Origin of the sequence: Streptomyces sp. NPDC050388 (assembly GCF_040655635.1) — a bacterium.
In the GTDB taxonomy this organism is placed as follows: Bacteria; Actinomycetota; Actinomycetes; order Streptomycetales; family Streptomycetaceae; genus Streptomyces.
Genome location: NZ_JBFAKH010000002.1, coordinates 36,595 through 58,781 on the forward strand (window position 1 = coordinate 36,595; position 22,187 = coordinate 58,781).

The 22,187-nt window shown below is 72.5% G+C and carries 17 protein-coding genes and 1 pseudogene; 6 read left to right on the top strand and 12 right to left on the bottom strand.

Features of this window, described 5'->3' with window-relative positions; all coding sequences use genetic code 11:
- Positions 1 to 64: 64 nt before the first annotated feature.
- Genes AB0I73_RS01635 through AB0I73_RS01660 form a run of 6 tightly spaced genes read left to right on the top strand, consistent with a single transcriptional unit; the run spans position 65 to position 4,208 of the window.
- Entirely contained in the window at positions 65 to 547 is a 483-nt protein-coding gene (locus AB0I73_RS01635) for a cupin domain-containing protein (protein ID WP_363032661.1), read from the top strand.
- The gene (locus AB0I73_RS01640) at positions 544 to 1,812 is read left to right on the top strand and encodes a beta-ketoacyl-[acyl-carrier-protein] synthase family protein (RefSeq protein WP_363032663.1); all 1,269 of its coding nucleotides are present in this window, start codon (positions 544 to 546) and stop codon (positions 1,810 to 1,812) included. The genes AB0I73_RS01635 and AB0I73_RS01640 overlap by 4 nt, the downstream gene beginning before the upstream one ends.
- Positions 1,809 to 3,074 (top strand): ketosynthase chain-length factor, encoded by a 1,266-nt coding sequence (locus tag AB0I73_RS01645; RefSeq protein ID WP_363032665.1) that lies wholly within the window; start codon positions 1,809 to 1,811, stop codon positions 3,072 to 3,074. Before AB0I73_RS01640 ends, AB0I73_RS01645 begins: the two co-directional genes overlap by 4 nt.
- Before the next feature lie 28 nt (positions 3,075 to 3,102).
- Positions 3,103 to 3,363 (top strand): acyl carrier protein, encoded by a 261-nt coding sequence (locus AB0I73_RS01650; RefSeq protein WP_109382202.1) that lies wholly within the window; start codon positions 3,103 to 3,105, stop codon positions 3,361 to 3,363.
- Between the two features lies 1 nt (position 3,364).
- Positions 3,365 to 3,844 carry an SRPBCC family protein gene (locus AB0I73_RS01655; RefSeq protein WP_363032667.1) on the top strand — a complete coding sequence of 160 codons (480 nt, stop codon included), beginning with the start codon at positions 3,365 to 3,367 and terminating at the stop codon, positions 3,842 to 3,844.
- 28 nt (positions 3,845 to 3,872) lie between these two features.
- Entirely contained in the window at positions 3,873 to 4,208 is a 336-nt protein-coding gene (locus AB0I73_RS01660; RefSeq protein ID WP_363032668.1) for a TcmI family type II polyketide cyclase, read from the top strand.
- 180 nt (positions 4,209 to 4,388) lie between these two features.
- Here AB0I73_RS01660 and AB0I73_RS01665 read toward each other — a convergent pair whose 3' ends face one another.
- The 12 genes and pseudogenes from AB0I73_RS01665 to AB0I73_RS01720 form a co-directional block, all read right to left on the bottom strand.
- Entirely contained in the window at positions 4,389 to 5,927 is a 1,539-nt protein-coding gene (locus AB0I73_RS01665; RefSeq protein WP_363032669.1) for a VWA domain-containing protein, read from the bottom strand.
- The gene (locus AB0I73_RS01670; protein ID WP_363032671.1) at positions 5,924 to 8,836 is read right to left on the bottom strand and encodes a hypothetical protein; all 2,913 of its coding nucleotides are present in this window, start codon (positions 8,834 to 8,836) and stop codon (positions 5,924 to 5,926) included. Before AB0I73_RS01670 ends, AB0I73_RS01665 begins: the two co-directional genes overlap by 4 nt.
- Positions 8,833 to 9,999 (bottom strand): hypothetical protein, encoded by a 1,167-nt coding sequence (locus AB0I73_RS01675; RefSeq protein ID WP_363032673.1) that lies wholly within the window; start codon positions 9,997 to 9,999, stop codon positions 8,833 to 8,835. Before AB0I73_RS01675 ends, AB0I73_RS01670 begins: the two co-directional genes overlap by 4 nt.
- The gene (locus tag AB0I73_RS01680; RefSeq protein ID WP_363032675.1) at positions 9,992 to 12,262 is read right to left on the bottom strand and encodes a hypothetical protein; all 2,271 of its coding nucleotides are present in this window, start codon (positions 12,260 to 12,262) and stop codon (positions 9,992 to 9,994) included. The genes AB0I73_RS01675 and AB0I73_RS01680 overlap by 8 nt, the downstream gene beginning before the upstream one ends.
- 266 nt (positions 12,263 to 12,528) lie before the next feature.
- A complete protein-coding gene (locus AB0I73_RS01685; RefSeq protein WP_363032677.1) occupies positions 12,529 to 14,586 on the bottom strand; it encodes a serine/threonine-protein kinase in 2,058 nt (685 codons plus the stop codon).
- Between the two features lie 45 nt (positions 14,587 to 14,631).
- Positions 14,632 to 14,832 carry a hypothetical protein gene (locus tag AB0I73_RS01690; protein WP_363032679.1) on the bottom strand — a complete coding sequence of 67 codons (201 nt, stop codon included), beginning with the start codon at positions 14,830 to 14,832 and terminating at the stop codon, positions 14,632 to 14,634.
- Positions 14,833 to 14,922: 90 nt separating this feature from the next.
- Positions 14,923 to 16,146, bottom strand: coding sequence for an RNA-guided endonuclease TnpB family protein (locus AB0I73_RS01695; protein ID WP_363032681.1), 1,224 nt, complete (start codon positions 16,144 to 16,146; stop codon positions 14,923 to 14,925).
- 336 nt (positions 16,147 to 16,482) lie between these two features.
- Entirely contained in the window at positions 16,483 to 16,950 is a 468-nt protein-coding gene (locus tag AB0I73_RS01700) for a hypothetical protein (protein WP_363032683.1), read from the bottom strand.
- Positions 16,951 to 17,251: 301 nt separating this feature from the next.
- The gene (locus AB0I73_RS01705; RefSeq protein WP_363032685.1) at positions 17,252 to 18,667 is read right to left on the bottom strand and encodes an amidase; all 1,416 of its coding nucleotides are present in this window, start codon (positions 18,665 to 18,667) and stop codon (positions 17,252 to 17,254) included.
- 80 nt (positions 18,668 to 18,747) lie between these two features.
- The gene (locus AB0I73_RS01710; RefSeq protein ID WP_363032687.1) at positions 18,748 to 20,742 is read right to left on the bottom strand and encodes a GAF domain-containing protein; all 1,995 of its coding nucleotides are present in this window, start codon (positions 20,740 to 20,742) and stop codon (positions 18,748 to 18,750) included.
- Between the two features lie 75 nt (positions 20,743 to 20,817).
- Positions 20,818 to 21,626 (bottom strand): annotated as a pseudogene (locus tag AB0I73_RS01715) (3-hydroxybutyrate dehydrogenase).
- Positions 21,627 to 21,681: 55 nt separating this feature from the next.
- Positions 21,682 to 22,161, bottom strand: a complete 480-nt coding sequence (locus tag AB0I73_RS01720) for an NUDIX domain-containing protein (protein ID WP_363032689.1) — start codon at positions 22,159 to 22,161, stop codon at positions 21,682 to 21,684.
- Positions 22,162 to 22,187: the final 26 nt, after the last annotated feature.

Here is a 22,187-nt window from a genome sequence, read left to right on the forward strand (position 1 = left end):
AAACCGTGGGGACGTCCGCAGCCCGCGCGCCCGGACGTCCCCGCCACACCCGGAGGTACCAACCATGTCCAAACAGCATCCACGCATCGTGGACCTGAGCGAGACGGAGCCCAACCGACGGCGCGGGGGCGACCTCAGAACCCTGCTCACCCCGGCCACGGTGGGTTCCACCAGCGGTTTCATGGGGCTGGCCATCATCCAGCCCGGGGAGCGCATCGGCGAGCACTACCACCCGTACTCCGAGGAGTTCGTCTACGTCGTCAGCGGCGCCCTCGAAGTCGACCTGGACGGGGAGCCGTTCGCGCTCCGGGCCGAGCAGGGGCTGATGATCCCGATCGACATGCGGCACCGCTTCCGCAACGTCTCCGACGCCGAGGCCCGCATGGTGTTCCACCTGGGTCCGCTCGCCCCGCACCCGAGTCTCGGTCACGTCGACACCGAGGAGAACGCCGGCTCCGCGGCCGGTCCCCAGCTGACCGTGGGCGGGCCGGTTGCGTCCGGGCCGGGTCAGGACCGGCCGGCCGATCGCAGTGGGGCCATAAAATGACCCGGCGAGTGGCCGTCACCGGTATCGGTGTGGTCGCTCCCGGCGGCACCGGAGCAACGGCGTTCTGGGATCTGCTCGCAGCCGGCCGCACCGCGACCCGCGGCATCACCCTGTTCGATCCGAGCGGTCTTCGCTCCCGCATAGCCGCCGAGTGCGACTTCGACCCGTTCGCCCACGGTCTCGACCCGGAGCTGTGCCAGCACGCCGACCGGTACATCCAGTTCGCCGCGGTGGCCGCCACCGAGGCGGTCCGCGACTCCGGGCTCGACGTCGCCACCGACGACCCCTGGCGCACCGCGGTGTCGCTGGGCAGCGCGGTGGGCGGCACCACCCGGCTGGAGCACGACTACGTGCAGGTCAGCGAACACGGCAAGCGCTGGGACGTGGACCACCGGCAGGCCGACCCGAAACTGCACATGGCGTTCCAGCCGAGCACCCTCGCCTCGGTCGTCGCCGAGCGGTTCGGCGCGCGGGGCCCCGTGCAGACCGTCTCCACCGGTTGCACCTCCGGCCTCGACGCGGTCGGTTACGGCTTCCACACCATCGCCGAGGGCCGGGCCGACGTCTGCATCGCCGGGGCGTCGGACTCCCCGATCTCGCCGATCACGATGGCCTGCTTCGACGCCATCAAGGCGACCTCGCCGAACAACGACGACCCGGAGCACGCCTCCCGGCCGTTCGACGCCCGCCGCGACGGCTTCGTGATGGGCGAGGGCGCGGCGGTGCTCGTCCTCGAGGAGTACGAGCACGCCCGGGCCCGCGGCGCGGAGATCCACTGCGAGATCAGCGGGTACGCCACGTACGGCAACGCCTACCACATGACCGGTCTGACCACCGAGGGCCTGGAGATGGCGCGGGCCATCGACAGCACGCTCGACCAGGCCCGTCTCGACCCCACACTGATCGACTACGTCAACGCGCACGGCTCCGGCACCCGGCAGAACGACCGGCACGAGACGGCCGCGGTGAAGCGGTCCCTCGGCGCCCACGCCCACGAGACGCCCATGAGCTCCATCAAGTCGATGGTGGGGCACTCGCTCGGCGCGATCGGCGCGATCGAGGTGGTCGCCTGTGTGCTCGCCCTCAAGCACCAGGTCGTACCGCCGACGGCGAACTACGAGACCCCCGACCCCGAGTGCGACCTGGACTACGTGCCGCGCACCGCCCGTCCGCGGAGGCTGAGGAACGTGCTCTCCGTCGGCAGCGGATTCGGCGGTTTCCAGTCCGCGGTGCTGCTGACCGGGCCGGGTGGGAGGACCCGATGAGCACTCAGCGTACTCAGCGCACTCCGCGCCCCCGCCGTGCGGCCGTCACCGGCATCGGTGTGATCGCGCCCAACGGACTGCGGACCGACGCCTACTGGAAGTCCGTCAGCGAAGGCGTCGGCGTGCTGGACCGGATCACCCGCGAGGGTTGCGGACATCTGCCGCTGCGGGTGGCGGGCGAGGTCAGGGCCTTCGACGCGGCGGCCCTCATCGAGGACCGCTTCCTGGTCCAGACCGACCGGTTCAGCCACTTCGCGATGGCGGCGGCCGCCCTCGCCCTCGACGACGCCGGGCTCGGCAGCGGAGATCCCGCGGAGCCGTTCTCCATCGGCGTGGTCACCGCGGCCGGTTCCGGCGGCGGCGAGTTCGGACAGCGAGAACTGCAGAAACTCTGGGGGCAGGGCCCGCGGTTCGTCGGTCCGTACCAGTCCATCGCCTGGTTCTACGCCGCGAGCACCGGCCAGATCTCCATCCGCGGCGGCTTCAAGGGCCCGTGCGGGGTGGTGGCGAGCGACGAGGCCGGCGGGCTCGACTCCCTCGCGCACGCCGCCGGGGCGGTCCGGCGCGGCACCGACACGATGATCGTCGGCGCCGCGGAGGCACCCCTCGCCCCCTACTCGATGGTCTGCCAGCTCGGCTACCCCGAGCTCAGCACCGCCGAGGACCCGGACCTGGCCTACCGTCCGTTCACCTCGGACGCCTGCGGGTTCGTGCCCGCCGAGGGTGGCGCCCTGCTCGTCGTCGAGGACGAGGAACGCGCCCGCGAACGCGGGGCGCCGGTACGGGCCACCGTGGCCGGCCATGCCGCCACCTTCACCGGTGCGTCCCGCTGGGAGGAGTCCCGGGAGGGGCTGGCCCGTGCGATCCGTGGCGCCCTGGACGAGGCGGGCGCGGCCCCGGAGGAGATCGACGTGGTGTTCGCCGACGCCATGGGGGTCCCGGAGGCGGACCGCGCCGAGGCGCTGGCGATCGCCGACGCACTCGGCACGCACGGCACACGGGTGCCCGTCACGGCGCCCAAGACCGGTTTCGGCCGGGCCCACTGCGCTGCGCCCGTGCTGGACACGGTGGCCGCGGTGCTCGCCATGGAACACGGTCAGGTGCCTCCCACACCCAACGTGTTCGACATCTGCCACGACCTCGACCTGGTGATGTCGCGTGCTCGGCCCGCCGAGCTGCGCACGGCCCTCGTTCTCAGCAGGGGACTGATGGGCTCCAACGCGGCGCTGGTCGTGCGTCGCGGTGGCGAATCCGTCCGGTAGTGCCGGGCGGGAAAGGAGCAGACAACCCATGATCACCACCGAAGTGACCTTCGACGAACTGGCCGCCCTGATGAAGAAGGCGGCAGGCATCACCGTGGACCCCGCGGAACTCAGGCAGGCGGCGGAGTCCCCCTTCGACTCCTTCGGCCTCGACTCGCTCGGCCTGCTCGGCATCGTCGGCGAGCTGGAGAACCGGTACAGCGGGTCGCTCCCCCCCGACTCGGAGCGCTGCAGGACGCCCCGGGAATTCCTCGACCTCGTCAACAGCACCCTCAAGGCTGGAGCCTGAAGTGACAGGACACACCGAGAACAGCATCACCATCGACGCTCCCTTCGACCTCGTCTGGGAGATGACCAACGACCTCGAGAACTGGCCGCAGCTGTTCAGCGAGTACGCCTCCGTCGAAGTGCTCTCCCGCGAGGGGGACACCACGACGTTCCGGCTGACCATGCACCCGGACGACAACGGGAAGGTGTGGAGCTGGGTCTCCGAGCGCACCCCCGACCGCGCCACGCGGAGTGTGCGCGCCCGTCGCGTCGAAACGGGGCCCTTCGCCCACATGGACATCCTGTGGGAGTACGAGGAGCTCCCGGACGGCGTCCGGATGCGCTGGACCCAGGACTTCGCGATGAAGCCCGACGCCCCGGTCGACGACGACTGGATGACGGACAACATCAACCGCAACTCGCGTACGCAGATGGCGCTCATCCGGGACCGGATCGAGCAGGCCGCCCGCGACCACAGGGGCGCGTCCGTCACGTCCGGCTGACCGTCGACCCACCCGGAAAGGACCGTCGATGCACCACGCACTCATCGTCGCCCGTATGGCGCCCGGTTCGGCGCCGCGGATCGCCGACGTGTTCGCCGCCTCCGACCGGGGCGAACTCCCCCACCTGATCGGAGTGAACCGCCGCAGGCTCTTCCAGTTCGGTGACGACCTGTATCTGCACCTCATCGAGTCCGAGCAGGACCCGGCACCCGCCATCGCGAAGGTGGCCGGGCATCCCGAGTTCCGCGGCATCAGTGAGCAGCTGGAGGCGTACGTCAGCCCGTACGACCCCGCGACGTGGCGCAGTCCCAAGGACGCCATGGCGCAGTGCTTCTACCACTGGGAGCGCGACGGCGGCTCCTGAGCGGGCGAACCGAACAGCCCCGAGGCCGCCGATGCCGCGCATGTCGCGGAGCCGACGGCCTCGGGGCTGAGCCGTGTGCGGATCACCCGGATGAGCCGTGGTGCCACACCACCCGGCGAAGCGGCGTGGGCCGCCCGGCGGCGGAGTTCGCCCAGGGCTGCCGCCGGGAAAGCGCTCCGTTCAACCGCGCTGCGTGGGCGGGGGCACGTAGTGGAACTCGATGCCGCACAACAGCACCGTCCCGCCGGGGGAACAGACGATCTCGCGTTCCGGCCGGTCGGCGGTACGGCAGCGCAGGAGAATGGGCGGTTGCTCGCGCAGCGGTCCGGGGACACTCCTGATCCTCACCGATCCGTTGCTCTCCAGCAGCGGTGAGAGGTCCGCGGTGACCTCACGGCGCCCCTGCAAGGGGATCTTCACCTGGTGCCGGGCGTCGACCCCTTCGGCGGACACCAGGCCCCGCACCGGGCGGTACCGGCGCAACAGCAGGACGGTCACCAGGGCGAGGGCCAGCAGGAGGGCCCCCAGCAGGGCGGCCCAGCGCACCGGGTCGACGGAGACCTGTGCCGTCCTCCGCACCGCCAGGGATCCCCCGGTGGGGGACGCGGCCAGCCGGGCCGGCCGGTCGACGAACCGCTCGGCGGCCCGCGCCACCGGCGTGCTCACCCGGCCGTCGACGGACAGGTGCCAGGTCTCGGCCCGGGGGCCGCTCCCCCACCCCTTGCGATGAGCGGTGACGGAGCTCAGTGCGAGGTCGATGTCGCGGGACTCCCCGGGCTTGAGGTCGACCGAGCGGGGCAGCTCACCGACCGGCTCGACGCCCTCGGGGAGCCCTTCGATCCGCAGGTCGCCGATGTGCACGGGCAGCGCGTCGGTGGTGGCGGTCAGCCGTACCCGGAGGTCGGATCCGGCCGGCACCGGCCCGTTCTCCGGCCTGTCCGGCCACGAGACGGACACTCCCTTGCCCTGGTCCCCGGCCACGGCGAGGGCGGCTTGCCGCAGGCGGGTGTCGTCCTGAGCCGCCGTCATCGCGGCCCGGGTCCGGGACCCCGACTCGTCCAGCATCCGGTAGCCGGGGAACACCTTGGCCAGGACGTCCTCGACCTCGGCGCCGGGGGCCAGGGCGATTCCGTAGCCGGTCAGGGTGCGGTCGGCGGGCAGTCCCGAGGCCTGCTTGCGCAGGGCGGACCAGCCGCTCGCGGAGAAGTCCCGGTACCTGGTGTCGTCGGGTGCGTGCAGTTGCGCGTCGGACAGCAGCAGTACCCCGCCGACGTCGGTGCCGGCTCTTTGCAGGCCGTCCAGCGCCTGTTCGAAGGCGCGCCCGAAGTTCGACGCGGAACCGTCGGGGGTGGCGGGCAGCGCCTCGTCGAGTTCCGCGAGCGCCTCGTCGCGGGAGACCATCTCGCAGGTGCGCGCACCGTCGCTGAAGGGGATCAGGCAGACCAGGTCCTCGGGGTGCAGGGACTTCAGGAAGGTGGGGAGCACCGCTCGGACCTTCGCGTACGAGCCGCCGTTCGCCATGGACTGCGAGGTGTCGACGGCGATCGCGTAGCTGGCCCCGCGGGTGCCCACCACCGTGTCCAGGAACTGCTCCAGATCACCGGCGTCCGCGGCCCGCGCGGGGGCGGACGGGCCCAGCGCGGGCCCCAGGGCGAGGAAGGAGGTGGCCAGTGCCGCGGCGAGTGCGCGCCGGGCGGGCCGGGTGAGGGTGTCGTTCATCGGTCGCTGCTCCCTCTGTTCCACTTCTTGTGCTTGCGCGGCGTTCTCGGTGCCAGGTTGAAGACGGACATCAGCCGTATCCGCCGCAGCTCACGCACCCGGTGGCGGCAGTCCCTGAGCTCCCGCTTCGCCTCCCGGAACACCGGCCCGGCCAGCCATCCGCCGCCGCTGTGGCCGGAGGCGTGGCCGGCCATGATCAGGCTTCTGATCTCGTGCAGGATGTCCGCGGTGAGGTCGACGCTGCACTGGTGATCGGTGAGCAGCGTGCGTTCCAGGTGGCCGAAGAGCGCGTCACGTTCCTTCTCCGGGGCCCTCTCCCACCAGCGGCCGGTCAGTTCGAGTGCCCGGCGGCCCGCGCCGGAGGCCAGGTCGAGGGTGAGGGGCGCCCACGCCACCGCGACGTCCCGGGGGGAGCGGAGTTGCCGGACGGCCCCGGCGAGGACGTCCAGTGGGTCGGGTGCGTCGCCGGTCCGGTTGCCGGTGCCGATGACGGGCGGGCGCCCGCGGCCTTCGCGGGGTGCGGCCGCCGCCCCACCGGCGCCGGTCCCGGTGGCGGCCTCGGAGCCGGCCCCGGTCCCGGTGTGCTGTTCCCGGGCGGCCCGGTGCACGGCCTGGTTCTCCTGTGCCTGGCGGGCGGCCCGCAGTCGGGCGTTGTGGGCGGCTTCCTGATCGGCGAGGCGCCGGGCCTGGACGGCCCGGTCCGTCTCCAGGGCGGCCTGCCGTCGCCGCCATGCCTCGTTCCGGGCGTCGACGCGGCGGCGCAGTTTCTCCGCGGCCGCCTCGTCCGGCACCCGCAGCAGGGCCGTCAGCACGGTGGACTCGCCCTCCTTGCCCCAGGGTTCGCCGAGTACCGGCGTGGCGAGCTCCCTCACGAGCAGTGCCAGGAAGGGCGCCAGTTCCTCGCCCCGGAGGATGCCGTGCAGGCTCTGTGCGTAGGCGTGGCACGCCGACTCCCGCCACGGCGGCCCGGCGGCCGGGGCACCCAGCAGGCAGTTCAGGACGTCGGCCCGCGCCCGGCAGTGCTGCCACACCTCCATGTCCGTGGCGAGCAGGGTCCGCAAGGTGCCACGCGCGTCCGGCCGGCCCGGGCCCGCGGGGTCGCCCGGGCGCGCCGGGGTCTGGACCGGGGGTTTCCGAGATCCGCCCCGGCCCCGGAAGGAAAGCCTGGAGGTGGCTCCGTCGTCGCCCGTTGGTCCGCTCTCCCCTCGTCCGGCGGCGACGGAACACAGTTGCGGCCACAGCCACCGGACGGCCTCGGCCGTCCAGTCGGGCTGTCCCGAACGGACGGTGGCGGTGAGCACGTGGAGGGCGTCCTCGGCAGTGGGACGCGGTTCGACGAGGGCCGCCTCCTTCCGTTCGCCCACCGCCAGCACCGCCCAGGCCCGCAGCCAGGCGGGGGCCTCGTGCGCGATGGGCTCGAGCAGGGCCAGCCAGCCCGCGAGCCGCATGGGGTCGGTCGATTCCCGCAGGAGCACCGCGAGGGTGAGCCGGCGCGTGTCCCGGAGCACGCGCACGGCGTCGGCCCGGCCGTCGGCCGCCCTGCCCGGGCCCAGCAGGCACAGGCAGTCGGCCGCGTACCGCAGGCGCTGGGCGTCGGCCGGTTCCCCGCTGCCGGGCAGCAGCCACAGCACCTCGGCCTCCTTGCGGCGCAGTTCGACCAGCCGCCAGAGCTCGTCCAGCCTGGCGCGGCACGAGGTGCTGTCCGCGGCGGCGGAAACACCGCTCAGCACCACGTTCAGCAGGGCCTCCGCCATCAGCGCGGAGACCCGCGGTCCTGTCTTCTCGTGCACCCAGTGACGGCTCAGCGCGTCGTGCACCTCCCGGCCCCCGGGTTCGACGGCGTAGTCGATCCCGCACCTGACGAGCCGTAGGAAGCCCTCGGAGTCCGTTTCCTCGCCGTCCGTCAGGCTGTTCAGTCCTCTGGTCACCAGCTGCACGGACTGCTCCCCGGCCTCCACGGCGTGCACCGCGGCGCGGAAGGGGTCGAGCCGGTCGAGGACGCCCAGGACGGCCCCCGGGTCGGTCGGTGCGACGGAGGCGTCGAACTCGCGCAGACCGACGGTGACCGCGTCGAATCCCAGGCCCTCGACCAGGCGGGAGAGCCGTCGCCGGTACTCCTCCGGGGCGCCGGCCGGAACCTGCGGGAGGGCACCCAGTTCGACGCAGCGGGCGGACGGCGTGTGCGCCGGTCCGAAGGCCAGGTGGGTGTGCGGCTCGTCACCGCCGTCGACGCAGCTGCCCACGGCCAGCCCGCTGCGCACCCCGTACGGCAGGAAGCCGACGATCGCGTCGAACACGGCCAGCCGGGCCCGCGCGCCGAGGGAGCCGCCGCCGGTGATGACGACGGGACCGCCCTGCAGCAGGAGCGCGGCCACGGCCGCGGCCCAGTGCACGGCCGCGGCCCGCCGCCGATCGCTGTCGCCGGCGGTGCCGGGCACATGGTCGGCGATGGTCTCCAGGCCCTCCAGCAGGCCGTTGTCGGCCGGGGCGGGCACCTCCAACGGGATGGTCTCGTCGTGCTCCGGCGGCAGACGCAGGGAGGCCACGGCATCCCACAGAGTGACGTACTCCGTCCGTCGGCGCACCAGTTCGGCGGATTCGAGCAGCACGTAGCGCGTCGGCGTGATGTCCCGGTTCGCGCCGTCGCGCAGGGGGGAGGACTCCATCACGGAGACGCCCGTCCACTGCTGGTCGGTGAAGGACAGGCCCACCACGGAGGCCCAGGGCAGCCGGTCGCGCGTGGCCGCCGCGGAGGGCGGGTTGCCGAGACTGGCGTCGGTGATGTAGTCGGAGAACGTGGCGCGGCGCCGTGCTCCCCCGGTGCAGCGCAGCACGTCGTACTCGTCCAGCGAACCGGCCTGTTTGCTGTACCAGGCCCACCAGGCCTTCACGGTGAACGCGTCGTTCACGGCCGGCCCCCGTTCCGCATGCCGAGCAGCAGGGCCACCAGCGGGTCCATGACGTTGTACGGGCGGAGCGGGCCCACGATGCGGTACCCCCCGTCGACGACATTGACGTTCCCGAAGCGGCGCAGGTCGATGGATCCGCCGGGCATGGTGCCGAACCCGATCGCCGAGGTGGTGAAGAAGTGGAGGCGCGCGGGATGGAAGTTGGCGCGCAGGGCCTGCCCCACCAGTCGCATGGTGCTGCCGTGCAGGTCGTCGGCGAGCCAGTCGAAGAAACCGGCGGGGTCGGACACCACGGGCACGCCGTTCGGGCCGAGGTCGGTCCAGCCTCCGCGCCGGGCCCGGTCGAAGACCTCCGGATCGTCGAACTTGGTGAGGCACACGGCGAGATGGTGCGGAAGATAGGGTCCGTCCAGCCGGTTCTCCTGCATGCAGAGCCGGGTGATCCGGGTCAGGGTGCCGTTGAGGTAGGCGAACGAGTCGCTGTCCTGCGCCTCGCGCAGCGGGTCGAAGAGATAGACGAGCCCCTGTGCCCTGGCCAGGTGATCTATGCTCCGGGCGGCGATGCCGTCGCTCCTGAGATCCTCGTAGGCGCCGCCGGGCACGTCGAGCACGCTCAGCTCGAACTCCAGCCGGTTCGCGGGCCGCCTGCGCCACAGGCGGCGCCTGCCGAAGGCGGTACCGCTCAGGTCGCCGCGAAAGCGCCAGGCGTACGGGCGCACGGCCTGGGTGGCCGGGGGGAAGACCTTGTCGATCGCCAGCTTCCGCGCCGTCTCCACCAGAAACCTCTCCGACACGTCGTCGGACGGCACCACCTGCCAGCGGCCGAACGGCCCGGCCGGGTCGAGCGCGGCGAGCCGGAGGGCGCCCAGGAACGTGGTCTTGCCCGAGGCCGGGGAGCCCCAGACGCCGATCCGGGTCGACACCTCCCTGGTCTGCGGGGCGGGGGCGAACTCGACGGGTGCGGCGTGGGCCGGCTCGTTCTCGGCCTCCTCGATCTCCCCGTGCTGATCGGGTTTCTCCGCGCGCTCGTCCTGCTCGACCGGTGCGGCACGGATCTCGGATCGCCAGAGGTGTTCCATCGGCGCCGACCCGGCTTCCCGGAAGCGGCCCGCCGACGACAGGGACGGTGGGAACCGGGTCTCGTCCGGATCTTGTTCAGTCATCGTGCTCACTGTCCTTCTGGCTGAGTGGTACCGCCGGCGAACCGAGTCGCGCGCCGTGGCGGTGGGCGGGTCCGCGGACCGCCGGTCCGGTGGCCGGGTCGGTCAGCAACCCGAGGGCTTCGGCGGGGTGGCCCAGGGCACCGTTGACGCACGAGGCGACGTCGTCGGGTGTGTGTGTCCCGAGGGTGAACAGGTGGTCGCGGCCGAGGGCGCGCCAGATCTGCCGGAGCCGCTCACGGGTCCTGGGCCGCCAGCTTGCGGAGGTGTCCACGCCCGCCGTGTCGCGTACGCCGATGACGGTCAGGTCGGGGCAGGTCACCGTACGCAGCCGGTCCAGGGCTTTCTCGTAGTCGTGCCGGCCGGGGCAGGGCAGGCTGAGGTCGGCCTGCTGACGGGCGGGGTGGGGCGGCCTGCGGGCCAGCACGAGCAGTAGGTGCCGGGCCCCGTCGCGCCAGTGCCGCCAGTGGGCGGCCTCGTGCAGGGCGTCCTCGAGCGGCGCACCGTAGTCGTGGCGTACGGGCCGCACGGGGAAGTGGCGGACCGCCTCGGCCGCTGCCTCGGCGGAGCCGGGACCCCAGAGGCTGAGGACGGACTCCCCGCCGCGTTCCGCGCGCACGGGAAGGACCTTGTGGTCCTCGTACCCGACGAGTCCGACCCGCAGGCCCTTCGGCTCGCCCCGGCCCTCCGGACCGCCCGCCCCCGCTGCGCCTCTCGCGTCGTGGCGGCCGGGCTCGGAGTCCGGGGGGAAGGCGTTCCCGAGTTGCCGGAGCACCGACCGCAGGAAGCGGACGCGGTGCTCGAACTCGTCCTCGGTGCCGCCGAGTTCGAGCAACAGCAACACATCGGCCGCGGCGGCTGCGGGCCCCGCTGCCCCGGCGGAGCGCGACGGCGTCTGCCCGTTGTGGTCCTCGATGAACAACTCCGGCTCTGTGAAACGGAGTTGCCCGTTGCTGTCGAGGGCCACCGTGACGGTGGTCCGGCCTCCCGGCCGCACCCTCGTGCGTGCGGCGCGCAGCACCGGCCAGTCCTCGGTCCGGACTCCTTCCCTGGCCGCCACCAGCGGCAGGGCGAAGACGCCCTGCCCCTTCCGGCCGACGGGGACACCGGTGCCGGTGTCCGCACCGATGCGCGGATCCGCTTCCGTGTCCGCACCCGTAGCCGCATCCCTGTCCGTGTCCGCCAACAGCTCGACGGAGGCGAACAGTTCGCCTTCCCTGGGCAGGGTCGTACCGCCCGGGAAGAGGATGCGGGCCTCGGCGGCCGTCCGCCGGGCCGGCGGGCCGCCGCGGGCGGGACGGGTGAGCAGGGCGTAGCCGTGCCGCAGCGGAACCCGCCGGCAGACGTTCGCCACGATGTCGTCCAGGGTGCGCGTGTCGGAGGCGTCCAGCAGCATCCGGGCCGCCGCCGGCGCCCTGGTCGTCAGCGCCTGTGCCGCATAGCCCGGCCAGCGCCAGCCGTGGGCCTGGCCGACGAGGATCAGCGGCACCGCGCGGCCCTGGGCACGCGCGGCGTGCAGGGGGGCCAGCGTCGTCGCCAGCGCACGGTGGACGGCGGGCTCCCACGCCTCATCGGTGGCCCGCGGCACCTCGTGGGTCCCGTAGGGGGGCGCGGCGCCGATGCCGCCGGCCAGCAGGAAGGCGCGTTCCGTCGTCGACGCGGGCAGCCAGGGCACGGCGTCCGGCCACCGTACGTCACCGCCCGGGGGGTCGTGCGTCCATCCGGTCCCCTGCGGGCAGCGGCCCAGCTCCCGCAGGGCCAGCCCGGAGGCGGAGATCCCGAGGACACAGACCGCGTCGTACTCGCCGGCCGCGAGCGCGGTGAGCACGGACAGAGCGCCGGTGGGGCTGCCCGGGTCGGCGTCCTTCCGCTCACCCGGGCCGAAGGGGTCGAGGGAGCCGAGCGGGCGGGGGGAGCGCGGACTGCCTCCGGGCACCGTCGCGGGGGCGCGGCGGATCAGGGGGCGCAGGCGGGTGTCGACGGTGCCACCGGGCGGCACACCGTGGGCCCGGCCGCTCGCCGTCAGGTGCCGGGTCGCGAGGACGGCCGCGGCCATGTCCCAGGACCAGCAGGCGGCGATCTCCGCGTCCCGCTCCGTCGGCCCGACGGCCGCCGTCGTCCGCTCCCAGCCACAGGCCGTACATCGCCGCCCGGCATCGCCCGACCAGCAGACGGGGCAGTGGCCGGGTTGCGTGGCGTCGCCGTGCCCGAGGTCCGGGGGCCGTGGCCGGATGTGCTCGGGTCCGTCGCGGCGGACGCTCGTCACGCGCGGCGTCCACGGGCCGGGGCGGGGTCGCCGCTCACGGCTGCCGGTCCGGACTCCGGCCACCTGTCGCTGTTCACGGTTCCCCCCTCGGACCGCAGTCCCCGCCACCGCCCCGGACCACAGAACCCCCGGTCACGGGCTGTGAGCTGAGAACGCGTCAGCGATCGTAGTGGGACTCTCACCCCTCTGTCAGAGGAAAAGACAAAATCTCTCATTCTCGTTCCTGATATGCATGTACATCACATGGTGTACGGGTATGACGGAGTTCAGTTCACGGCCCGATACCTCCCGCCGGCCAGGGACAGCCTGCGCACCGCGCCGTCGAGGCCGACCGCGATCAGACCGTCCCCGACCGGACGCAGTCCTGAGACGTAGGGCAGTTCCCAGCGCCCCAGCGGACGGCCGTCATGGGTTCCGAGCAGCCGGATCCCGCCCTGGTCGGCGACGCACACGGCCGAACCGTCCACGAGGACGTCCAGGGCACACGGGGCCGCCCCGCCGAACACCGACGTCGTCCACAGCGGGCGGCCGTCCCCGGCGTCCAGAGCGGTCACCGACCCTTCCGTGGTCACGACCACGACAGCCCCGCCGCATCCGACGGCGGCCAGGTGCACGGTGCCGCCGACCGGCGCGGTCCACAGGTGCTCTCCCGTCACCCGGTGGAGCGCGTACACCCTCCCGTCCGCCCCCGGTACGACGAGGACCTCGTCGAGCGCCGTCACGCCGGCCGGGCCGGCGGCACGCAGGTGCACACTCCACAGCCGGCTCCCGTCGTCCATCCGGCGGCACACCACCTGGCCGCGGTCGGTGCAGTAAACCGCCCTGCCGACGGCCACCACCGGCCGTCCCGTCACCGCCCCGGCGTTCTCGACGGCCCAACCGCGGTCCCCGGAACGGAGGTCGAGGGCGTGCACGCGGGTCCCCTCGGCCACGAAGAGCCGGTCCGGGTCGTCGCCGAGGGCCCCGGACCAGCCGACCGCGTGGACCGCCGCGGTGTACCGGTGCCGTGCGTGCGCGGGGCCGGCCTCGGCCAGCCGGACATGGTGCACCGCTCCGTCGGCGGCGCCCAGGACCACCGCGTCCCGTGCCGGAACCAGTCCTCCTCGCACCGGTGCGCCGAGGTCCAGGCGCCACAGGGGCCGCCCGCGCCGGTGCTCTACGCCGTAGAGAACCCCGCCGGCCGTGGCGATCAGCACCATGTCCCCCATCAGCCAGGGAGGAACGCGCAACCAGTCGTGGCAGTGCCACACCCATCGCTCACCGGCAGCGGGTGCGGGTACCGGGACGGTGGCGGGTGCCGCCGCGGGCTCGGGCACTGTCGGGGGCGCGGGCGCTGTCGGGGCGAGGCCGTGGTCCGCCCTGCTCCCGGGGCGCGACCGTACCCGCTCCCTCGTCCCGTCCGGTGCCCGCCCGCTCTCCCGTTCTCCCGCCTCCTCCCGTGCCAGGCGGTCGGCGCACGGCCCGATGAGGGAGCGCAGCGCGTCCAGGTGACGCCTGAACACACTCAGCGCCGCAGGCGGGTAGGGGATACGGTCCGCGTCCGTCGCGCGGACCAGCGCGGCGCGCACGTCGTCCATCGTCGGACGCTCGGTGTCGGTGAACCGGAGGCACGCGGTGACGATCTCACGCAGCGGGCCGGCCTCCAGGCCGGTGATGTCCGGTGGCTCCGTCAGGGCCCGCAGCCGGATGTCGAACTGGTTGTGCCCGTTGTAGGGGGGATGTCCCGTGGCGGCGAACAGCAGGGTCGCGGCGAAGGCGAAGACGTCGGCGGGCCCCTGCGCGCGGCCGAGGCCGCTCGCCTGCTCGGGGGCGGCGTACTGGAAGCTGCCCATGGCGTCCGCGGTGACGGTCACGCCGGGTTTGGCGGCGAGCCGTACGAGGCTGAAGTCGATGATCCAGGGACGGGTCGCGGTGACGAGCACATTGCTCGGTTTCAGGTCCCGGTGGTAGAGCCGGGAACCGTGCAGGCCGGCCAGGGTGCCCGCCAGAAGGCGGCCGAGTACGAGCACCGTGTCCTCGGGCAGCGGGCCGGAGCCGTCGACCAGCTGTTGCAGTGAGGGGCCCGGGATGTACCGCGTGGCCAGCCAGGGGCGGCGGGCGTCCGGGTCGGCACCCAGGAGTTCTGGGATGCCCTCTCCCCCGGCCCGGTCGACGGCCTCGATCTCGCTGTGGAAACGGGGTCTGAGCCGCTCGGACTCGGCGATGTCGGTGCGGATGAGTTTGACCGCGGCGAACCGCTCCCGCCCTCCCGGTTCCTCCCGGCCCAGGAACACCTCGCCGAATCCGCCCGCGCCGATCCGGGACAGCAGCCTGAACCTGCCCATCTGCCTGGGGTCCTCACGCCTCAGTGTCTCCATCGAGGGCACCGGTCAGACCTCTCCGTGTGTGTCGGCCCGGTGGCCCGGCCGGTCTCGTGGCCCGTCGTCGCCGGGGAACGGGGCGGGGGTGGTGCGCAGGGCGAGGGCGCGCAGCATGCCGTCGGTGCCCAGTTCCCGCTGCAGCAGCCGCAGCCGGGCCAGGTGGGTGCGGGCGGTCGGGGAGAGGCGCTCGGGCGGGATCCCCTCGTCCACGACACGCCGCCGTGGTGACGACGCCTTCGTTTGACTTGCTCCTCGGGCTGAAGCCCGGGGATTCCGGCCTTCTCGATCGTTGCCGTGCCGCTACGCGGCACGGGGTTCGGTCGGGAATCCGTGGCTTCCTGTTTCTTCGCGCCGTGCCAGAACGGGTTCTGGTCTTACCGGCGCTCCGCAGGCCGATGCCGCCAGTCCGGCGGCCGTCTTCACGTTGATCGCGGCGTTGGTGTCCCGGTCGTGGACGGTGCCGCAGGCGGTACAGGTCCACTCCCGGACATTCAGGGGTTTGGGTCCGTCCTTGACACCGCAGGTGGAGCAGGTCTGGGAGGTCGGCTCGAACCGGCCGATCTTCACCAGGGTCCGCCCGTACCGTTCCGCTTTGTACTCCAGCATGCTGATGAACGACGACCATCCGGCATCGTGCACGGATTTGGCCAGCCTCGTGCGGGCCAGTCCCGCCACCGACAGGTCCTCCACCGCGATCCCTTGGTTCTCGGAGATCAGCTTCGTGGAGAGCCGGTGATGGAACTCGCGGCGCGCGTCGGCGACCTCGGCGTGGGCGCGGGCGACCTTGAGGCGGGCCTTGGCCCGGTTCTTGCTTCCCTTCTGCTTGCGGGACAGCTCCCGCTGGGCCTTCTTCAGCTTCTTCTCCGCGCGGCGCAGGAACCTCGGGGAGTCGATCTTCGTGCCGTCGGACAGGACGGCGAAGTGGGTCAGGCCGAGATCGATGCCGATGGTGCGGTCGGTGTCGGGCATCCGGGCAGCGTCGACGGCGGGGTCGGTGTCGATGACGAAGGAGGCGAAGTACCGGCCGGCCGCGTCCTTGATGACGGTGACGGAAGTGGGGGTGGCGGGCAGCGTGCGGGACCACTTCACCTTCACCGCGCCGATCTTCGGCAGGTGCAGGCGGCCGCCATCAGTGATCTTCCAGCGGGCGTTGGCGGTGAACCGGATCGACTGCCGGGCATCCCTGCGGGACTTGAAGCGGGGCGGGCCCAGCTTCGGGCCCTTGCGGGTGCCCTTGAGGGAGGCGAAGAAGTTGCGGTAGGCGGTCTCGGCGTCCCGCAGGGACTGCTGCAGGACGACCGCGGAGACCTCGCCCAGCCAGGACCGGTCCGCTGTCCGCTTGGCCTGGGTGATCAGGCGCGTGGACAGCTCGCCGATCTTCGGGAACCTCCCGCCTGCCGTGCGGGCGTCCTCGCGGGCGCGGACCGCGTCGTTGAACACGACGCGGGCGCACCCGAACGCCTTCGCCAACGCGGTCTGCTGGCCGGTGTCCGGGTACAGGCGGAAGCCGTACCGAAGCTGCATGACCGTCACCCTACGTACCTGAGTTGCGGGTGAGATGCAGAAGATCAGAACTGGTCGGCACTGTGTTCTCGTCACGCATGTGCATTTGGTCTTCGTGACCGGGTTCCGGCACAAGGTGTTCGCTGGTGCCCGCTTGAGGCGGATGGAGGAAATCAGCGGCACCTCCTCACCGTGGTCGGGCAGCACATCGAACAGCAGAACCGGCCGGTGTGAGCACAGCCCGGCTCCGCCAGGAGAAGCGATCACGACGCTCCGCGCCGCAGACGGTGAACCGCCGTGTCCGGCTCCACCGGACCAGATGCGGCGCCGCTCCGCGTCGCGACCATCAGATTCGCTTCACCACCGGGCTGAAGCCCGATGCACTGCGAATGAATCCCGGTAGGCGGAGGTGACGGACCGCGCGACCAGGTCGTGCGACGTCCTTGCGGCGAGAAAGGGAAGGGCCGCGACAAGCTCCTGGACGCTCAGCAATTCCGCGACGGCTTCACGGAATTGCTCCCTCAGCTCGCCGTCCGGAATCAATTCGCCGACATCGGGGGCGTCCGCCAGATCCCGTACGCGGCTCCTCAGCAGATTCAGCGCCCTCGGCAAGGTGGCGGACGCGTCACCGGGTACCCCCAGGACCGCTGTCCGGATCTCGTAGAGCGGGTCGTCGTACAGCCGGGCCCACACCGCCCGCTCCGCGTCCGACCAGGTGACCCCGGAACCGTCGGGGGACCATGCCGGTTCCGTACCGTCCGGCGCGTCGGTCCCGTCCGCCGGCGCGACGCCGAGGACGTCTCCCCAGGAGCACGTCTCCACCACGGTGCCCGGCAGCACCTTCCGGAAACCGTCCCCGATTCTGTCGAGCGCTTCCTGCCCACGCTTCGACCGAACGCCCGTTCCGTGAACGAACAGAATTGTTTTCACACGCGTTCTCGCATTCCCCCGACCCCGGCGTCGCGACCACGAACACCGCGACGGCCGCCAACATTAGCGCGGCACGAGGGAACATCATCCCGAATTTCGGGAATTCGACACAGTCAGGACGTAAATCACCCGTCCGGAAAGCTAATTACTTTCAATCGATCAGGAACGGACAAAGCATCAGGCACGACGACTGCGCTCACACATCCTGGATACGCCGGAAAGGGTGGTCCGCCTCCAGCGCGAACGCCACCTCCAGCAGCGTCCGTTCACTGCCGGGACGACCGGAGAACATGATGCCGACGGGCAACCCGTCCTCCGTCGCACCCGGGGCGGGCACCGAGATCGACGGCGTACCGACGACATTGTTGACCGGTGTGAACGCGACGTACGCCAGAATCCGCTCGATCAGTGTCGGATAGGGGACGGCCGGGCTGAGATGACCGATCGGCGGCGTGGTGTGGGCGAGCACGGGGGAAAGGAGCAGATCGAACCCGCGGAACGCCGCCGCGTACGCCTCCCGGGTACGTGTCAGCCGCCGCAGCACTCCCGGAGTACGCCGCCAGGACTTGACGTATTCCTCGCGCAGCCCCTTGCTGAGGCCGTCCATCCGACGCCGGTCGAAGTCCGCGCCGAGGGTCCGGCCCGTGACGCCGAGGAGAAACGACAGCAGCCCCCAGTAGGTGAGGAAGTCCTCGGTGAAGCGGGGGTCGATGGCCAACTCCACGGGCTCCACGGTGTGGCCCAGCCGTTCGAGTGTCACCACGGTCTCGGTGACGGCTTCCCGGGTGGTGGTGTCGGAGGGGACACCGTTCGGCGAGTCCAGCAGGAATCCGATGCGCATCCGCCGTCCCGAAGGACCTTCGACCAGGCCCAGAGGCGGCAACTTGGGGTTGCGCCAGTACGTCTCGGCGGCGGCGAGGAACGCGGCGGTGTCGCGCACGGAACGGCTCACGATGCCGTCGGAGACTATGTCCAGAGGCAGTTGACGGCCCTGCGCATTGGTCACGACCCGTCCGCGGGTGGGCTTGAGACCGACGAGTCCGCAGCAGGCGGCGGGGATCCGGATCGATCCGCCGCCGTCGTTGGCGTGGGCGATCGGCACCGCCCCGGCGGCGACGAGCGCCGCACTGCCGCCCGACGAACCACCCGCCGAGTAGCCCGTGTTCCACGGGTTGCGAACGGGCTCGGCGCCCTCGTACTCCGTGGTGGGGCTGAACCCGAACTCGGGCAGCCGGGTCTTGCCCAGCACCGTGACGCCGGTGCTCAGGAACTGCCGGGCGAACGGCGCGTGCCGCCGCGCGGCCGCCGGAGTGAAAGCGGCGCTGCCGTGGCCGGTGGGCAGTCCCCGGTAGTCGGTGTTGTCCTTGACGAACGTCGGCACCCCGGCGAAGGCACCCCCCGCCCCGCCGACGTGCGCCGGGACGTCGGCGTGCGTCTGGACCGCGTTGAGTCTCGCCTCGACCGACCGCACCCGCTCCGCCGCGTCCCGGGCGGCCTCGGCGGCACCCACCTCTCCCCGCCGGATCGCCGCGGCGAGACCGACGGCGTCGTGTTCCCCCAGGGCGTCGTCCCGGAAGGCGTGCACCGTGCCGTGTTCCTCGAAAGTCGTCACCGCTACCTCAGCTCCCGGCCGTACGGATGGTTGCCCGGCATCCTTCCGTTCCGACAAGTAACACGCGAGAGGTCCACCCGTCAGCTCCGTCCGGGTGCCGACGGGTCCGCCGGGGCCGAGAACCGGTACAGGCGCAGGGCCAGCTGGATCTCCAGGGCGCGGGCCGGGCTCTGCCAGTCGTCGCCCAGAAGGCGGCCGACGCGCTCCAGGCGCTGGGCGACCGTGTTCACGTGCACGTGCAGGTCGTTCTTGGTACGGGCAGGGCTCATACCGCAGGCGAAGTACGTGTCGAGGGTGCGCAGCAGTTCGGTGCCGCGTCGTTCGTCGTACGCGACGACCGGACCGAGGGTGCGGTCGACGAATCCCGCGATGTCCCGCTCCCCGGCCAGGAGCAGCCCCAGGAAACCGAAGTCCTCGGCGGCGGCACCGTCGCCGGAGCGGCCCAGCACGCGCAGGGCGTCGAGGCAGCGCCGGGCCTCCGCGTAGGCCGCCGCCACGGTGTCGGGGCGGGCGGTGAGGTGCTCGACCGGGGCGGACGCGCCGACGGTGACCGGCTCGTGCACGGCCGTTCCCAGGTGCCGGGCGGTACGACGGGCCAGGTCGGTGGCGGTGTCACCGGGGGCCAGGGGCAGCAGCAGGACGGTACCGCCGTCCCGCGCGGAGGCGAGACCATGGCGGGTCGCCGCGAGGTGCGACGCCGCGGCCCACAGGCGCCGACGGGCGTCCGCCTCCTCGTCGGCGTCGGCGGCGGCGCCCTCCAGGCGGGCGCTGAGGACGGCGTGCGTTGCGTCGAGGTCGGCGTGCAGCCGGGCCGCGCGCTCGCGCAGCAGGCGCGGGTCACGGTCACGGGCGTCGAGCAGGTGGTCGAGCAGTTCGCCGCGGACGCGCTGTTCCGCCTCGGCGGCGGAGCGGCGGGCGAGCAGCAGGAGCGAGGTGACCATGGCGGCGCGTTCCAGAGTGCGCTGGTCGACGGGGTCCAGACCGGGGTGGCCGCGCAGCACGAGGGCACCGAGGAGTTCGTCGCCCGCGGCCACGGCGGCGATCCAGTCGCGGCCGTGCCGCACCGCGTGTCCTTCCGCGCGGGACGCCTCGAGGGCCTGGGCCGGGGCGGTGGCGGCCTCGGTGAACTCGACGGTGCCGTCCAGGACCTGGGAGACGGCGGCGGCCACGTCATGGACTCCGCCGCCGCGCAGGACGAGTTCGGCGAGCCGGTCGTGGACGTCGGAGGCGCGTTCGATGACCCCGCTGCGGTCCTGGATGATCTCGTTGGCGCGCTCCAGGTCGGCGAGGGCCGAGCGGGTCTCGGCGAGCAGGTTCGCGGTGTCGATGGCCGCCGCGGCGAGCGCGGCGAAGGAGCCGACCAGGGCGACCTGTTCCCGCTCGAAGACCCGGGCCCGCCGGTCCGCGGCGAACAGCACGCCGATGACGGTGTGCCCGAGCATGAGGGGCACCCCGAGGATGGCCACCAGTCCCTCGTCCCGCACGCCGGTGTCGATGGTGAGGGTGTGTTCGAAGCGGTCGTCGCGGAAGTAGTCGTCGGTCACATAGGGGCGGGCGGTCTGGGCGACCAGGCCGCCCAGGCCCTCGCCCATGCCGAGGCGCAGCTGCTGGAAGCGGGCCGCGACCGAGCCCTCGGTGACCCGCATGTAGGTGTCGCCCCGGGCGGGGTCGTTCAGGCTGAGGTAGGCGACGTCGGTGCCGAGCAGCGAGCGGGCGCGCTGCACGATCGCCTGGAGCACGGCGTCCAGGTCGCGCAGTCCGGCCAGGTCGTGCGCGGTCTCGAAGAGCGCGGACAGCTCGGCCTCCCTGCGGCGCCGCCCCTCCAGGTCGGAGCGGACGCGCAGGGCGAGCCGCCTGGCCTGTTCGAGGGCGGCGATCCGCTCGGCGGGCAGTCCCTCGGCGCGGGCCAGGAGCACCGGCTGCTCGTAGGCCTCGGCGGACGCGCCCCGGGCCAGGAGCTCCAGGAACGGCGTCTCGGCACTGCCGTGCGCAGAACGGTCGTCAGGGCGGGCCCGGTCCGGCACTGTCGGACCGGGAACCGGGGGCTCGGTGGACTGCACGTGATCGCGGGACATGGTCTCAGGATTCCTCATCCCGCGGCCGCCCCGTCAGACCTGTGGACAACTCGGCCGGTGGGGCCGGACGGTGGCTCAGTGCGCGGTCCAGCCACCGTCCAGCACCAGCGAGGTGCCGGTCACGAAGGACGCCTGCGGGGCGCACAGATACGCCACCGCCTCGGCGATCTCCTCCGGTTCGACGAGCCGTTCGACCGCGCTGTCCCGCAGCATGACCGTGGCCACGACCTGCTCCTCGGGGATGCCGTGCGCGCGGGCCTGGTCGGCGATCTGCCGCTCGACCAGCGGGGTGCGCGCATAGCCGGGGTTCACACAGTTCGAGGTGACACCGTGGGGTGCGCCTTCGAGGGCGGTGGTCTTGGACAGCCCCTCGAGACCGTGTTTGGCGGCCACATAGGCGGACTTGTATGCCGAGGCGCGCAGCCCGTGGACCGAGGACACATTGACGATGCGGCCCCAGCCCTGTCCGTACATATGGGGCAGGGCTCCGCGGATGAGCCGGAACGGCGCCTCCAGCATCACGGTGAGCACCGTGTGGAACACCTCCGCGGGAAGTCCTCGATCGGCCGTACCAGTTGCAGTCCGGCATTGTTGACCAGCACGTCCGTGCCCACGGCGACGAGTTCGGCGGCGTCCAGGTCCATGAGGTCGAGAACGTGCGGCTCGACGCCGCCCCCGAGGCCCCGGGCCTGCTCGGCCAGTGCCTCCAGGCCGGCGGCGTCCCGGTCGACGGCTCTCACCTCGGCCCCGGCGGCCGCGAGCCGCAGCGTGCAGGCGCGGCCGATGCCACCGGCGGCGCCGGTGACCAGAGCGGTACGGCCACCGAGGTCGAGCGGGGAAACGTGAGGAGCGCGGCGGGCCTGGCGGGCGTGGGGCGCGGTCATGTTCCGACCCTAGGCAGCCCCCCCTGCCCCGCCCCATAGGGTGACGCCCCACAGTTCAGCCGGAACCAGTGGAGTCGAACCATGTGGGTGCGTCGGCCATGGCTTGCTTGATCCGGAAGCGCCCGAACTCGTTGAGATCCGGCAGCGCGTCCACGGCGAACCAGCCGACGTCCAGCGACTCGTCGTCGTTGACCCGTGCCTCGCCGCCGACGGCCCGGCAGCGGAACGTGATGTCCATGTACTGGCAGATGTCGCCGTTGTCGTAGGTCACCGGGTTCAGCGCCTGGACCAGGACGACGCGCTCGACGACGCAGTGCACCGCGGTCTCCTCCTCGACCTCGCGCACGGCACAGGCCGCGGGCTGCTCCCCCGGGTCGGGGATGCCGCCGATCACCGACCACTCACGGGTGTCGGACCGGCGGTTCAGCAGCACTCTGCCCTCGTCGTCGAAGACGAGGGCGGTGACTCCGGGGAGCCAGAGCAACTGGTGGCCGACGGAGGCGCGCAGGGTGCTGATGAAGTCAGGAGTAGCCATGCTGGGGACCTTAGCGGGCGGGTCGG